Source organism: Streptomyces sp. NBC_01237 (genome assembly GCF_035917275.1).
Taxonomy (GTDB): domain Bacteria; phylum Actinomycetota; class Actinomycetes; order Streptomycetales; family Streptomycetaceae; genus Streptomyces.
Genome location: NZ_CP108508.1, coordinates 4,781,294 through 4,795,898, shown reverse-complemented (window position 1 = coordinate 4,795,898; position 14,605 = coordinate 4,781,294). Strand labels below are relative to the sequence as shown.

Sequence of the window (14,605 nt, the reverse complement as noted above, 5' to 3'; positions counted from 1 at the left end):
CCCCGCATCCCATATGCTTCTCACGTCCCCGACGCGCTGCAAAGCGAACAGGTGGGCCAATTAGCCCTCATCGTCTAGTGGCCCAGGACGCCGCCCTTTCAAGGCGGTAGCACGGGTTCGAATCCCGTTGGGGGCACGCTTTACTGTGTGCGAGACTCGTCTCGCACATTGCTTGGTCCTGTGGAGCAGTTTGGAGTGCTCGCCACCCTGTCAAGGTGGAGGCCGCGGGTTCAAATCCCGTCAGGACCGCTGCAGCCCTTGTGTGCTGCGTGGCTGGGTAGCTCAGTTGGTACGAGCGATCGCCTGAAAAGCGATAGGTCGCCGGTTCGATCCCGGCCCCAGCCACCACCCGAAGGCCCCGTCCGGTGGACGGGGCCTTCGCCGTGTCAGGCGTCTTCCCTTTCCTTCTGCTCCGGTGCCCCTGCCTGCTCCGGTGCCGCGGCGTCCCGCCGACGCCAGGCCCGCACCCCCAGAACCAGCACCACCAGAGCCACCACGGACCCCAGCAGCGCCACGTCCGGGACGCGTTCCCCGAGGCGCTGCGCCCACTGCTCGACCGCGAACGAGTCGTCCACGTCCAGCAGTCCGGGCAGCGCGGTCGTCCCGTCGTAGATGAGGAACAGCGCCCCGAGGCCGATGAAGAACAGCCCCGAGAGCAGCGACGTGGTGTGCAGCTCGAAGCGGCCGAGCCGGAAGGTACGGCCGCGCAGCCAGGCGCGGCGGCCGAGGTCGAAGCGTTCCCACAGCAGCGCCAGCACGAACAGCGGTACGGCCATGCCCAGCGCGTAGACGGCGAGCAGCAGCCCGCCGTAGACCGGGCTGCCGCTGACGGCCGCCACCGTGAGGACACTGCCCAGGATCGGACCCGCGCAGAAACCGGCCAGGCCGTACACCGCGCCCAGGGCGTAGACCGAGAACGCGGTCGTGGGGCGGATGCGGCCGCTGAGGGCCGCGATCCGCCGCGAGGCGAAGCCCAGGCCGACGATCTGCGCGACGCCGAGCCCGATGATCAGCCAGCCCGCGCCCGTCACCAGGGCGTCGCGGTGGCTGTAGAAGAGCCGGCCCGCGTACGACCCGGCGGCGCCCAGCGGGACGAGGGTGGTGGCCAGACCGGCGTAGAAGATGCCGGTACGGGCCAGCAGGCGCGAGGTGGAGTCGATGGAGTACGCGAAGAAGGCCGGGAGCAGCAGGGCGCTGCATGGGCTGACCAGGGCCAGCAGTCCGCCGAGGAAGGCCGCGAAGTAGCCGATGTCCGCCGTCACTTCGCCGAGTTCCCCGCGTTGCCGGTGCCGGGGCCCGTGCTCTTCGCCTTCTCGGCCGCCGCCTCGATGGCCTGCGTGAAGGTCTCCATCGGCTGGGCTCCGGCGATCGGGCGGCCGTTGATCAGGAACGAGGGGGTGGAGGTGGCGCCGATGCCGTACCCCTGCTCCTGGTCCTTGCTGACCGCGGCGCGGGCCGCGGAGCCGTCCAGGTCGGTCATGAACCGGTCGACGTCCTTCACCCCGGCCTGCTGGGCGAGCGCCTTGAGCCGGTCCTTGCCGAAGCCCTTCTCCTTGGCTCCCTCGGCGTACGCGGCCTCGTGGAACTGCCAGAAGCGGTTCTGCTGCCCGGCGGCCCAGGCGGCGCGGGCGGCGGCCTCGGACTCCTCGCCGAAGATCGGGAAGTTGCGCCACTCGATGCGCAGGGTGCCGTTCCCGACGTACTTCTCGATCAGCTCGGGCTCGGTGTCACGGGCGAACTTCCCGCAGTAGCCGCACTTGAAGTCGGCGTACTCGATGAGCACGACGGGGGCGTCCGCGCGGCCCTGGGCCAGCTTGTCACCGGCGTCGCGGCGGGCGAGCCCGGCCAGTTCGGGGTAGACGCCCTCCTCCGGGTCGGTGGACACCTCGGCGGCCGGTGCGGAGGCGCCGGAGGTTTCCACCGAGCCGGATCCGGAGTCGGGGGCGGTCGCCCGGTAGGAGACGAAACCGAGGAGCCCGGCGGCGAGGACGACGACGGCTCCGTACAGCAGCGGCTTCTTGGCGGAGGAGGAAGAGGAGGCGGAGTTCTTCGACGGGGATGTGGGCGTGGGCATGCGGCACTCCGTGCTGGTGGTGCGGGAGAAAAGGGCAGGGTGGGGCGGGGCAGCGGGGGCTGCTACACCCTCAGCACGGAGAGTTCGACCGGGGTGGGCGTGGCCGGTGCGGGGGCGTGCGGGCGTATCCGTACGAGCGACCGGGGCGGTTCCTGGCCCACGGCCGCGGGGAGGCCCCAGTGGACCAGGCCGGGCGCCTGGTCGTGCGCCGTGCGGGTCCGGGCCGGGACGGCGGGTTCGGTGCCGTCGTGGCCGCGCTTCTTGCCGCAGCCCGGGATGCCGCTGCCGCGCCGCTCCTCGTCGACGGAGGGGACGGCTGCCGAGACGGCCGGGGCGCTCACAACCGCCGACCCGCGCGCCGGGGCACCGTACGCCGGGGCCCCTTGCGCTCCGGTCCCTTGCGTCGAGGTCCCGTGAGTCGAGGTCCCTTGCGCCGAGGTCTCGTGAGTCTGGGTCCCGTGCGCTCCGGTCACCGTCGCCGCCGGTCCGCAGAACAGCCCCATGACGACCGCGAGCACCGCCGCCAGGCAGCACCACTGCGTACGGGACACGGGGACGGCCTTCCTGGGGAATCCTGCGGGGCACACGCGTTCAGTTGCCCGAAATGGTACGTGCCGTGACCGCGTCCGCTCCCGCGGTCACCGGGAAGGTGACGCAGCCCGCGCGAAATGCGTTCGCCACTCCTTGGGCGCGGGTGAGATCCTGGGACCCGTATGTCTACTTCCTTTGCCGATCTCCAGTCCCAGCTCGGACGGCTCTCCCTCCGTGACGCGCACCGGCTCGGCCGTCGCCTCGAAGGCGCGCGCCGCATCCGCAAGCCCGAGGCCCGACAGTCCGTGCTGGACGAGATCGCGGCCGAATCGGGGAAGGCAGCTGAGCGGCTCGCCGGGCGCGCCGCGCGGATGCCTGCCCTGTCGTACCCGGAACAGCTGCCGGTCAGCCAGAAGAAGGACGAGATCCTTGAGGCGATACGCGACCACCAGGTCGTGATCGTCGCCGGTGAGACCGGGTCCGGCAAGACCACGCAGATCCCCAAGATCTGTATGGAGCTGGGGCGCGGAGTCCGGGGCATGATCGGGCACACCCAGCCGCGCCGGATCGCGGCGCGCACGGTCGCGGAGCGGGTCGCCGAGGAGCTGAACACCCCGCTCGGCGAGACCGTCGGCTGGAAGGTCCGCTTCACCGACCAGGTGAACCCGGAGTCGACCTTCGTGAAGCTGATGACGGACGGCATCCTGCTGGCGGAGATCCAGACGGACCGCGAGCTGCTCGCGTACGACACGATCATCATCGACGAGGCCCACGAGCGGTCGCTGAACATCGACTTCCTGCTCGGCTATCTGGCCCGGCTGCTGCCCAGGCGCCCGGACCTCAAGGTCGTCATCACCTCCGCGACCATCGACCCCGAGCGCTTCGCCAAGCACTTCGGCGAGGCGCCGATCGTCGAGGTCAGCGGGCGTACGTATCCCGTCGAGGTGCGCTACCGGCCGCTCCTGGAGGAGGACAGCGAGGACTCCGACCGGGACCAGATCACCGCGATCTGCGACGCCGTCGACGAGCTCCACGCGGAGGGGCCCGGCGATGTCCTGGTCTTCCTCTCCGGCGAGCGGGAGATCCGTGACACCGCGGACGCGCTGAACAAACGCAACCTCCGGCACACCGAGGTGCTCCCCCTGTACGCGCGCCTCTCGCACGCCGAGCAGCACCGGGTGTTCCAGCGCCACACGGGCCGCCGGATCGTCCTCGCGACGAACGTCGCCGAGACCTCCCTGACCGTCCCCGGCATCAAGTACGTGATCGACCCGGGCAACGCCCGCATCTCCCGCTACAGCCACCGCACGAAGGTCCAGCGGCTGCCGATCGAGCGGATCTCCCAGGCCAGCGCCAATCAGCGCAAGGGGCGCTGCGGCCGTACGTCGGACGGCATCTGCATCCGGCTGTACTCCGAGGACGACTTCGTGACCCGCCCGGAGTTCACGGACCCGGAGATCCTGCGGACGAACCTGGCCTCCGTCATCCTCCAGATGACCGCGGCCGGCCTCGGCGAGATCGAGAAGTTCCCCTTCATCGATCCGCCGGACCACCGCAACATCCGTGACGGTGTTCAGCTGCTCCAGGAACTGGGCGCGCTGGATCCCGACGAGAAGGACCCCAGGAAGAGGCTGACGGAGCTGGGGCGCAAGCTCTCCCAGCTGCCCGTCGACCCGCGGCTGGCCCGCATGGTCATCGAGGCCGAGCGCAACGGGTGTGTCCGCGAGGTCATGGTGATCGCCGCCGCGCTCTCCATCCAGGACCCGCGCGAGCGGCCTTCGGAGAAGCAGACGCAGGCCGATCAGCAGCACGCCCGGTTCCGGGACGAGACCTCCGACTTCCTGGCGTTCCTGAATCTGTGGCGCTACATCCGCGAGCAGCAGAAGGAGCGCGGCTCCTCCAGCTTCCGCCGGATGTGCAAGCAGGAGTATCTGAACTTCCTGCGCATCCGTGAGTGGCAGGACATCTACGCCCAGCTGCGCACGGTCGCGAAGCAGATGGGCATGCAGGTGGAGGAGCCCGCGGCGGACACGGCCCCACCCGAGCAGGCGGTGCACACCTCGCTGCTGGCCGGGCTGCTGTCGCACATCGGGCTCAAGGACACGGAGAAGAACGAGTACCTGGGCGCCCGGAGCGCCAAGTTCGCGATCTTCCCCGGATCCGCCCTCTTCAAGAAGCAGCCCCGGTTCGTGATGTCGGCGGAGCTGGTCGAGACGTCCCGGCTGTGGGCGCGGGTCAATGCCCGGGTCGAGCCGGAGTGGATCGAGCCGCTGGCCCAGCATCTGCTGAAGCGCACCTACAGCGAGCCGCACTGGGAGAAGGACCAGGCGGCGGTGATGGCGTTCGAGCGGGTGACCCTCTACGGGGTACCGATCATCGCCCAGCGCAAGATCAATTTCGGCCGAATCGATCAGGAGACCTCGCGGGATCTGTTCATCCGCAACGCCCTGGTCGAGGGCGACTGGCGCACGCACCACCAGTTCTTCCATGACAATCGCAAACTCCTGGGCGAGGTCGAGGAGTTGGAGCACCGCGCCCGGCGTCGCGACATCCTCGTGGACGACGAGACGCTCTTCGACTTCTACGACCAGCGAATTCCGGAGCACGTCGTCTCCGGAGCCCACTTCGACTCGTGGTGGAAGCACAAGCGCCGTGACGAGCCGGACGCGCTGGACTTCGAGCGCTCGATGCTCATCAACGAGAAGGCCGGGGCCGTCACCAAGGACGACTACCCGGACTCCTGGCGACAGGGGAAGCTCAAGTTCCGGGTGACGTACCAGTTCGAGCCCGGGGCCGACGCCGACGGTGTGACCGTCCACATCCCGCTCCAGGTCCTCAACCAGGTCACCTCCGAGGGCTTCGACTGGCAGATCCCGGGGCTGCGCGAGGAGGTGGTCACCGAGCTGATCCGCTCGCTGCCCAAGCCGATCCGCCGGCACTACGTCCCCGCGCCGAACTACGCGGACAAGTTCCTGGACCGGGCCGTGCCCCTCCAGGAGCCGCTGCCGTTCACGCTGGCCCGTGAGCTCCAGCGGATGGTCGGCGTCCCGGTCACGGCCGGTGACTTCGACCTGACCCGCGTCCCGGATCACCTGAAGATCACGTTCCGGATCGTCGACGAGCGGCGCCGCAAGGTCGCCGAGGACAAGGACCTGGAGGCGCTGAAGCTCCAGCTGCGCCCCAAGGCCCGCCAGGCCCTCTCCAAGGCCGCGGCGGAGACCGCGGGCCCCTCCGGGGAGTCCATCGAGCGCTCCGGCCTCACCGACTGGACGATCGGCACGCTGGACCGTGTCTTCGAGACCCGGCGGGCCGGGCAGCCGGTCAAGGCGTACCCGGCCCTGGTCGACCAGGGGGACACGGTGGCCGTCCGGCTCTTCGACACCGAGGCCGAGCAGCAGCAGGCGATGTGGCGCGGCACCCGGAAGCTGATCCTGCTGAACATCCCGGTGAACCCGGCCAAGTTCGCCTCGGACCGGCTCACCAACCAGCAGAAGCTGGCCCTGTCCCGCAATCCGCACGGCTCCGTACAGGCACTCTTCGAGGACTGCGCGACCGCCGCCGCGGACCGGCTGATCGCCGCCCACGGCGGTCCGGCCTGGGACGAGCAGGCGTTCCGGAAGCTGTTCGACAAGGTGCGCGCCGATCTGGTGGACCTGACCGTCCGCACGATCGACCAGGTGCAGCAGATCCTGGCGGCCTGGCAGGCGTGCGAGCGCCGGCTGAAGTCCACCAGCAGCCTGACGCTGGTCAACAACGTCACGGATGTGCGCGACCAGCTGGCCCGGCTCGTGCCGCCCGGTTTCGTCACCGCCACCGGGCTGCGCAGACTGCCCGACCTCATGCGTTACCTGGTCGCCGTGGACCGCCGGCTCCAGCAGATGCCGACGGCCGTCCAGCGCGACACCACGCGCATGGAGAAGGTGCACGAGATGGCGGACGAGTACGCCTGGCTGCTCGAACAGCTGCCGCAGGGCAGGCCCGTTCCGCAGGAGGTGCTGGACATCCGCTGGATGATCGAGGAGCTGCGGGTGAGCTACTTCGCGCACGCGCTGGGCACGGCGTTCCCGGTCTCGGACAAGCGGATCGTGAAGGCGATCGACGCCGCGGCCCCGTGACCGACGCAGCGGCGGCCCCGTGACCGGGGGCGCCGCGGAGGAGTGACGGAGTCACCACCAGGAGTGAAGTCGACCTGGACCTCCCACCTCCTGTACAGTCTGGTTTCGCAGCCAGCCGCGAGGCAGGCAGCGAAAACCTGGTCCTGTGGAGCAGTTTGGAGTGCTCGCCACCCTGTCAAGGTGGAGGCCGCGGGTTCAAATCCCGTCAGGACCGCAGTAGACGAAAGCCCGGATCCTCTGGATCCGGGCTTTCGTGCGTCTTGACGGCGACATCCGCCACGGGTAACCCGTAGAGACAGAGGCCGCCCCTGTTTTCTTCGGCGAGAGGCGGCCGGGCCCACCGGGAGGTGGCTCGTATGTCCGCGTCCACAGCACGGCACGAGACCCGCGCACTGCTGCGGGCCCATCTCGCGGCCGCCTCCGACTTCCGGCACCTCACCCGGCACTGTCCGGTCTGCCATCGCCTCCTGCGGCTCGCCATGGAGCCCCTGGCGGCCCCTGGGGCCCCGTACGGACCTCCGGAGACCCAGGAGGCTCCCCAGGAGGCCTCGGACGCCCCCGAGGCGTCCGAGGCGCCCGAGAGGGGGAAGCGGCCCGCCGGAGCGCGGGAGGAGACCGAGGACGAAAGTCCCGCCCCGACATGACCAACGGCGGGACCGTTCCACCTCCCCGCAGTGGCAGGCTCGTAGTTGGCAAGCTCGGGGCGATGTGACGGGAGTCACGGGAACATTTTTCGGAAGGGGTGACCTTACACCCTTCCTACAACTGGCGAATTTAATATGTGCAATTGCACTACCTCGACAGCGCTACCGGACCGTTCCGTCCGGAGCTGCCCCACCGCGTCCCGGACGCTCACCCACAGTCCCCCACAGACCCACCCACAGCCCACCGAACCGAACCGACCGCGCGGTTCCGGGACGCGCGCCGGACACCCCGGCCGGACGCCATGCCGGACACCCCGGCCGGACACCCGCGCCGACGCCGTCGGGGCACAAAAAAGATCGCGCTGGACCCGGCGGAGTCCAGCGCGATCAAAACGACGTATCCGTCTTGCGAAGGAATGACGCCCGTTGGGGCGGGCGTCCGTCGTGTGGAGCTATGGGTGGGCGGCTGAGGTTTGGGGGACCTGGCAGCTGCCCGGTTGTGGTGCGGCGCGACAGGGGTGTGTCAGGCCTCGCTACGCTGCTGCGGAATACCCGCAAGCAGTGCGCGGACCTCTGCCTCGCGGTACCGGCGATGCCCACCGAGCGTGCGGATGGACGTGAGCTTGCCAGCCTTGGCCCAACGGGTGACCGTCTTCGGGTCCACGCGGAACATCGTGGCAACCTCAGCCGGGGTCAGCAGCGGCTCGGCATCAGGGGTGCGAGCGGTCATGAGCGGCCTCCTCGGGAGAACCGAACATTCTCGGTTCTTTCCTCTAAATTCTGCACCTTGACCCACGTTGCCCGAAATGGCGGACGCGGGCCGAGTCGGTTATAGGACGAACGGCTTGTCCTCGGCACTACAACTACACCATCCGTCCAGCCGCTTCGGCCAAACCGATGGAATTGCCCTCCCAGGTGTTCATCAGCGACGGAAGCCGATGGACCATGCCATAGCGGACAGTCACACCACCGTGACGATCAGTCACAGAGCGATCAGGAGTCACCAGACCCCCCATAGCGTGCAATGCTGAGCATTCCGCCCATAGTTGGGCGGATGGAGCCCTCCCCGGACTCCTTGTCCTATTTTGGCACGAGGAGTAGGGATGGGCGCAAGGGCCCCGTTAGTGCTATCCGTCACGCTTGAGGCAAAGGCCCGGTTCGGGACGTAGGTCCTAGGCCCGTGGGAGTACTCTTCCGCCTCGCCCATCCCACGTGTCACACGGGACGCAGGTTCACACCCCGTCAGTTCCCATCAGACCCTGCCGGTTCACGCGAGTTCCCATGCCACTCCCGCGACGACCGGCCGCCCTCCCGGCTCCTTCCGGCACCTCCTCTCGCGGTTCGGGTTCGTCCCGAACGGAGGATGCCCCGGTTCACTCAGATTGATGCCGCTGTGTGCCTTTTCACGTCAATTGGTGAACTGGCGGTCCTTTACCGCCCGCCAGCGTTCCGCGAGCCGGGCGTACGCCACCCCCGCACCGTCGCTGTCGCCTTCCCGGAGCGCCGCGAGCCCTTCGGCCACGTCCGCGGCCGACCGGTCCGCCGCGAGGTGCTCCGCCGGCAGCGCGTGCACCAGACCGCCGTAGTCGAGCTCGACCAGCGACCGCGGATGGAATTCCTCCAGCCAGCGCCCCACATCCACCAGCCCCTCGGACAGCGGCCCGTCGTCGACGCTCTCGCGCAGCGTCCTGAGCGCCCACGCCAGCCGGCGCCGCGCCTGCACCATCGGCGTCCGGTAGCGCAGCACGGACGGCCCGCCGTCATCGGCCGCCGCCCCGTACTCCCGTTCCTCGTCGGAGAAGAGCACGAACCAGCGCACCGGGATGTGCCACACCGTGGAGCGGATCCATGGCCGCGCGTCCGGATTCCGCTTCTGCCAGCGCTCGTGGTCCGCGAGCGCCTGCCCCCGGACGACCGGCGGCAGCACCGCGTCGAGCACAGTGGCCGGAAACAACCCCCCGAGCTCCTCCAGAGCCAGCCATCCGCGCAGCCGGGTACGCCACGGACAGACGCACACCACCCCGTCCAACTCGGCCACGAACGCGTCCCCGCTCTCGTGCACGGGCACCCCGACCGGCGGGGTCGGCACCAAGTCCGCCAGCGAGCGACGCAGTTCGTCCTGGTACGTGGGCAGGGCGGAGCGCTGCGCGTACCGGGTCCAATGACTTCGTTCGGGCTCCGGGAAAGCGGCGAGGGGCTCGTACACCCGGAGATAGGACGTGTAAGGGACGAGCACTGAAGACACCACCGACATGCGGTAAATCGTGTCACGCCCGTACTCCGCCAGGGGGTGATCCTCCACACCGGCACGGATCTACGGGTCCGTAGGACTTACGCTCTTGCCCGTACCGGCCGTGCTCCGGCCGGTACAGGGCCCTCCCCACCTTCAGGAGGGCTTCCGCCGCTTCGTACTTGGGAGTCACCACAGTGACCGATGTGACCGACGGCGTCCTGCACACCCTGTTCCACTCGGATCAGGGGGGCCACGAGCAAGTCGTGATCTGCCAGGACCGTGCCAGCGGCCTCAAGGCCGTCATCGCCATCCACTCCACCGCCCTGGGCCCGGCCCTCGGCGGCACCCGCTTCTATCCGTACGCCTCCGAGGAGGAGGCCGTCGCGGACGCGCTGAACCTCTCGCGCGGCATGTCCTACAAGAACGCCATGGCCGGACTCGACCACGGAGGCGGCAAGGCCGTCATCATCGGCGACCCGGAGCAGATCAAGACGGACGAACTCCTACTCGCCTACGGGCGGTTCGTGGCCTCGCTCGGCGGGCGCTACGTCACCGCCTGCGACGTCGGCACCTATGTCGCCGACATGGACGTCGTCGCCCGGGAGTGCCGCTGGACCACCGGCCGCTCCCCCGAGAACGGCGGCGCGGGCGACTCCTCCGTCCTGACCGCCTTCGGCGTCTTCCAGGGCATGCGCGCCTCCGCGCAGCACCTGTGGGGCGACCCGACGCTGCGCGGCCGCAAGGTCGGCGTCGCGGGTGTCGGCAAGGTGGGCCACCACCTCGTCGAGCACCTGCTCAGGGACGGCGCCGAGGTCCTGATCACGGATGTCCGCGAGGAGTCCGTACGCCGGATCACCGACCTGCACCCCGAGGTCGCCGTCGTCGCGGACACCGCCGCGCTGATCCGCACCGAGGGCCTCGACATCTACGCCCCGTGCGCGCTCGGGGGCGCCCTCGACGACGACACCGTGCCGGTGCTCACCGCGAAGGTGGTGTGCGGCGCGGCCAACAACCAGCTCGCCCACCCCGGGGTCGAGAAGGACCTTGCCGACCGGTCGGTTCTTTACGCCCCCGACTACGTGGTCAACGCCGGCGGCGTGATCCAGGTCGCCGACGAGCTGCACGGTTTCGACTTCGACCGGTGCAAGGCGAAGGCGTCGAAGATCTTCGACACCACGCTGGCCATATTCGCACGTGCGAAGGCCGACGGGATTCCGCCGGCCGCGGCCGCCGACCGCATCGCCGAGCAGCGCATGGCCGAAGCCCGCCGCCACTGATCGGTCACGGGCCGTTCGGAGGCCCGTCACCCAGGCATGCCGGGCCCGACGCGCGGACCGGGCACGGACGACCCGCCGACCGGCGAGACAAGACTCACGCCGGTCGGCGGGTCGTTCGCCAAGAAGAGGTTAAAATCGCAGTTGACCAGGGAGGACGGGGCTCCTCACTGGCCCTGCGGCAGGGTGCGTGATGCGGGCGGCGTACCGTATGGCCACGGAAGCAGGTACCGTTAAAGCTCTACGGGCGCGGTCTCTCTCACGGGAGTCCGTCCTGAAACATGAACGCGTGTCAAGACTCTGGGGCCGTCGAGCCCCGTCACCGAGGGGGTCGAGCCATGGGGCGCGGCCGGGCAAAGGCCAAGCAGACCAAGGTCGCCCGCCAGCTGAAGTACAGCAGCGGCGGGACTGACCTGTCGCGTCTGGCCAATGAGCTGGGCGCATCGCCTTCGAGTCAACCACCGAACGCTGAGCCGTTCGAGGACGACGACGAGGAAGATGACCCGTACGCACAGTACGCGGATCTGTACAACGACGACGACGAGGACGAGGACGACCAGTCCGGTCCGTCGTCACAGCGCCGCGGCGCTTGACCTCGCGCTGACACAACAACCCGGTCCGGGCCTGTCCCGGACCGGGTTCTGTGTTGCCCGGGTCCAGGAGCGACGCAGCCGCGCCAGGCCGCCGGACGGAGGGTGTGATCCCACCCGCCCGGCGCCCGTGGGCGTTGCTCAGCGTGCGTAGTCGCCGGTCAGCTCGGCGCCCGTGGTGTGCGCGCCGCGGTCGGTGATCTCCCCGGCGACCCAGGACTCGACCCCGCGGTCGGCCAGGGTCGTCAGGGCGGCGTCCACCGAGTCGGCCGGGACGATCGCGATCATGCCGACGCCCATGTTGAGCGTCTTCTCCAGCTCCAGCCGCTCGACCCGGCCCGCCTTGCCGACCAGGTCGAAGACCGCGCCGGGCGTCCAGGTGGAACGGTCCACCGTGGCGTGCAGACCGTCCGGGACGACCCGGGCCAGGTTGTTGGCCAGGCCGCCGCCGGTGACATGGCTGAAGCCGTGCACCTCGGTCGTACGGGTGAGGGCCAGGCAGTCCAGCGAGTAGATCCTGGTCGGCTCCAGGAGCTCCTCGCCGAGGGTGCGGCCGAATTCCTCGACCTGACGGTCCAGCGACCAGCCGGCCCGGTCGAAGACGACGTGGCGGACCAGCGAGTACCCGTTGGAGTGAAGGCCGGAGGACGCCATCGCGATGACCGCGTCACCCTTACGGATACGGTCCGGTCCGAGCAGGTTCTCGGCCTCGACCACGCCCGTACCGGCACCGGCGACATCGAAGTCGTCGGGGCCCAGCAGGCCCGGGTGCTCGGCCGTCTCGCCGCCGACGAGCGCGCAGCCCGCCAGGACACAGCCTTCGGCGATGCCCTTCACGATGGCCGCGACACGCTCGGGATGCACCTTGCCGACACAGATGTAGTCGGTCATGAAGAGCGGCTCGGCACCGCAGACGACCAGGTCGTCGACGACCATGCCGACGAGGTCGTGGCCGATGGTGTCGTACACGCCCATCTGACGCGCCAGGTCGACCTTCGTACCGACACCGTCGGTCGCGGAGGCGAGGAGGGGACGCTCGTAACGCTTGAGCGCCGAGGCGTCGAAGAGGCCGGCGAAACCGCCGAGGCCGCCGAGGCCCTCGACCTCCGGGCGACGCGTCTTCTTCACCCACTCCTTCATCAGCTCGACGGCACGGTCACCGGCTTCGATGTCGACGCCCGCTGCCGCGTAGGAAGCACCTGTTGTCTCAGACATTGCCTGGGATCTTTCGTGTGGAGATACGGGGCTGGTGGGAAGGACGCCGGCCGGTCCGGGTCACGGACGGCGCAGCGCGTCGGCCGCGGCGGTCGCCGCGGGGCCGGCCGCCAGCTCGGTCTCCAGCAGCTGCTTGCCGAGCAGCTCCGGGTCGGGCAGCTCCATCGGGTACTCACCGTCGAAGCAGGCGCGGCACAGGTTCGGCTTGGCGATCGTGGTCGCCTCGACCATCGCGTCGAGCGAGATGTACGAGAGGGAGTCGGCACCCATCGAGGTGGCGATCTCGTCGACCGACATGCCGTTCGCGATCAGCTCGGCGCGGGTCGCGAAGTCGATGCCGAAGAAGCAGGGCCACTTCACCGGCGGGGAGGAGATCCGGATGTGGATCTCGGCGGCACCGGCCTCGCGGAGCATCCGGACGAGCGCGCGCTGGGTGTTGCCGCGGACGATCGAGTCGTCGACGACCACCAGGCGCTTGCCCTTGATGACTTCCTTGAGCGGGTTCAGCTTGAGGCGGATGCCCAGCTGGCGGATGGTCTGTGACGGCTGGATGAAGGTCCGGCCGACATAGGCGTTCTTGACGAGTCCGGCGCCGAACGGGATTCCGCTGGCTTCCGCGTAGCCGATGGCCGCAGGCGTACCGGATTCCGGCGTCGCTATGACCAGGTCCGCGTCCACCGGAGCCTCGGCGGCCAGCTTCCGGCCCATCTCCACGCGGGAGAGGTACACGTTCCGCCCGGCGATGTCGGTGTCGGGCCGAGCCAGGTACACGTACTCGAAGACACAGCCCTTGGGCTTCGCTTCCGCGAATCGCGAGGTGCGCAGGCCGTTCTCGTCGATGGCGACGAGCTCGCCCGGCTCGATCTCGCGTACGAAGCTGGCGCCGCAGATGTCGAGGGCGGCGGACTCGGAGGCCACCACCCAGCCGCGCTCCAGACGGCCGAGGACCAGCGGGCGGATGCCCTGCGGGTCGCGGGCCGCGTACAGCGTGTGCTCATCCATGAAGACGAGCGAGAAGGCGCCCCTGACCTCGGGGAGCACCTTCGTGGCGGCTTCCTCGATGGTGAGCGGCTTGTCGTCGTCATCGGTCTGGCCGGCGAGCAGCGCCGTGACCAGATCGGTGTCGTTGGTGGCGGCGACCTGGGTGGCCCGGCCGTCCTTGCGCGGAAGGTCGGCGACCATCTCGGCGAGCTGCGCCGTATTGACCAGGTTGCCGTTGTGGCCCAGGGCGATCGAGCCGTGCGCGGTGGCACGGAATGTCGGCTGCGCGTTCTCCCACACCGAGGCACCGGTGGTGGAGTAACGGGCATGACCGACCGCGATATGGCCCTGGAGAGATCCCAGAGACGTTTCGTCGAAGACCTGCGAGACCAGTCCCATGTCCTTGAAGACGAGGATCTGGGACCCGTTGCTCACTGCGATGCCCGCGGACTCCTGTCCACGGTGCTGCAGGGCATACAGTCCGAAATAGGTGAGCTTGGCGACCTCTTCACCCGGAGCCCAGACACCGAAGACGCCACAAGCGTCCTGGGGGCCTTTCTCTCCGGGGAGCAGGTCGTGGTTGAGTCGTCCATCACCACGGGGCACAGCACCGAGTGTAGGCGAGATCGACCACTGGTCCGAATTCGGGACCGGTCGGCAAAGCACCGCCGGAGCACCGGGAACGCACCGGGAAGCGGGCCGCGGCGGGCGTTTCGGGGGGCTTCGTGTGATCACGGGGAGTGATCATCGGGCGGCTTCCGGGAGGTGTCCCGAAGGCGTTCCGGAAGCACGGGGCGCGGGCGTCGCCCCGATACGGAGCCGATTTCCGGCCGAATACCGACGCCGTTCACGGGTGGGCGAAGGGAGCCCGGCCGTGGCGCTGGGTGAACCGGCGCCGACGGCGGGCCGGCCCCTGGCCGAACGCTCGTTTCGTGGTGAGCCTCACAC

11 protein-coding genes and 4 tRNA genes are annotated in these 14,605 nt (G+C 69.3%); 8 read left to right on the top strand and 7 right to left on the bottom strand.

Going from position 1 to position 14,605, the window contains the following annotated elements; all coding sequences use genetic code 11:
• The first annotated feature begins 63 nt into the window (after nucleotides 1-63).
• The 3 genes from OG251_RS21215 to OG251_RS21205 all read left to right on the top strand — a co-directional run bounded on the left by OG251_RS21215 (nucleotide 64) and on the right by OG251_RS21205 (nucleotide 348).
• Nucleotides 64-136 (top strand) — tRNA-Glu (locus OG251_RS21215).
• A 38-nt stretch (nucleotides 137-174) separates the two neighbouring features.
• A tRNA-Asp gene (locus OG251_RS21210) sits at nucleotides 175-249 on the top strand.
• A gap of 22 nt (nucleotides 250-271) precedes the next feature.
• Nucleotides 272-348: transfer RNA gene (locus tag OG251_RS21205), tRNA-Phe, on the top strand.
• 38 nt (nucleotides 349-386) lie between these two features.
• On the opposite strand, the gene OG251_RS21200 is transcribed toward OG251_RS21205, so the two are convergent.
• From OG251_RS21200 to OG251_RS21190, 3 genes are all read right to left on the bottom strand, one after another.
• A complete protein-coding gene (locus OG251_RS21200) occupies nucleotides 387-1,262 on the bottom strand; it encodes a cytochrome c biogenesis CcdA family protein (RefSeq protein ID WP_326678661.1) in 876 nt (291 codons plus the stop codon).
• A complete protein-coding gene (locus OG251_RS21195; protein WP_326678660.1) occupies nucleotides 1,259-2,074 on the bottom strand; it encodes a DsbA family protein in 816 nt (271 codons plus the stop codon). The genes OG251_RS21200 and OG251_RS21195 overlap by 4 nt, the downstream gene beginning before the upstream one ends.
• 62 nt (nucleotides 2,075-2,136) lie before the next feature.
• Entirely contained in the window at nucleotides 2,137-2,415 is a 279-nt protein-coding gene (locus tag OG251_RS21190) for a hypothetical protein (RefSeq protein WP_326678659.1), read from the bottom strand.
• 372 nt (nucleotides 2,416-2,787) lie between these two features.
• Here OG251_RS21190 and hrpA point away from each other — a divergent pair, with 372 nt between their 5' ends.
• The 3 genes from hrpA to OG251_RS21175 all read left to right on the top strand — a co-directional run bounded on the left by hrpA (nucleotide 2,788) and on the right by OG251_RS21175 (nucleotide 7,364).
• Entirely contained in the window at nucleotides 2,788-6,720 is a 3,933-nt protein-coding gene (gene hrpA / locus OG251_RS21185) for an ATP-dependent RNA helicase HrpA (protein WP_326678658.1), read from the top strand.
• A 139-nt stretch (nucleotides 6,721-6,859) separates the two neighbouring features.
• A tRNA-Asp gene (locus tag OG251_RS21180) sits at nucleotides 6,860-6,934 on the top strand.
• Between the two features lie 142 nt (nucleotides 6,935-7,076).
• On the top strand, nucleotides 7,077-7,364 hold the full coding sequence (locus tag OG251_RS21175; RefSeq protein ID WP_326678657.1) for a DUF6274 family protein: 288 nt from the start codon (nucleotides 7,077-7,079) through the stop codon (nucleotides 7,362-7,364).
• Nucleotides 7,365-7,887: 523 nt separating this feature from the next.
• Here the strand turns inward: OG251_RS21175 and bldC are convergent.
• Nucleotides 7,888-8,094 (bottom strand): developmental transcriptional regulator BldC, encoded by a 207-nt coding sequence (bldC, locus tag OG251_RS21170; RefSeq protein WP_003949541.1) that lies wholly within the window; start codon nucleotides 8,092-8,094, stop codon nucleotides 7,888-7,890.
• 678 nt (nucleotides 8,095-8,772) lie between these two features.
• A complete protein-coding gene (locus tag OG251_RS21165; RefSeq protein ID WP_326678656.1) occupies nucleotides 8,773-9,618 on the bottom strand; it encodes a hypothetical protein in 846 nt (281 codons plus the stop codon).
• A gap of 173 nt (nucleotides 9,619-9,791) precedes the next feature.
• On the opposite strand from OG251_RS21165, the gene OG251_RS21160 reads away from it, so the two are divergent.
• Together OG251_RS21160 and OG251_RS21155 are read left to right on the top strand one after the other, a co-directional pair.
• A complete protein-coding gene (locus OG251_RS21160; protein WP_107468279.1) occupies nucleotides 9,792-10,874 on the top strand; it encodes a Leu/Phe/Val dehydrogenase in 1,083 nt (360 codons plus the stop codon).
• A 335-nt stretch (nucleotides 10,875-11,209) separates the two neighbouring features.
• Nucleotides 11,210-11,464 (top strand): DUF3073 domain-containing protein, encoded by a 255-nt coding sequence (locus OG251_RS21155; protein WP_326678655.1) that lies wholly within the window; start codon nucleotides 11,210-11,212, stop codon nucleotides 11,462-11,464.
• A 138-nt stretch (nucleotides 11,465-11,602) separates the two neighbouring features.
• On the opposite strand, the gene purM is transcribed toward OG251_RS21155, so the two are convergent.
• On the bottom strand, nucleotides 11,603-12,676 hold the full coding sequence (purM, locus tag OG251_RS21150) for a phosphoribosylformylglycinamidine cyclo-ligase (RefSeq protein WP_073722086.1): 1,074 nt from the start codon (nucleotides 12,674-12,676) through the stop codon (nucleotides 11,603-11,605).
• Nucleotides 12,677-12,736: 60 nt separating this feature from the next.
• Nucleotides 12,737-14,263 carry an amidophosphoribosyltransferase gene (gene purF / locus OG251_RS21145; RefSeq protein ID WP_266804222.1) on the bottom strand — a complete coding sequence of 509 codons (1,527 nt, stop codon included), beginning with the start codon at nucleotides 14,261-14,263 and terminating at the stop codon, nucleotides 12,737-12,739.
• Nucleotides 14,264-14,605 lie beyond the last annotated feature (342 nt).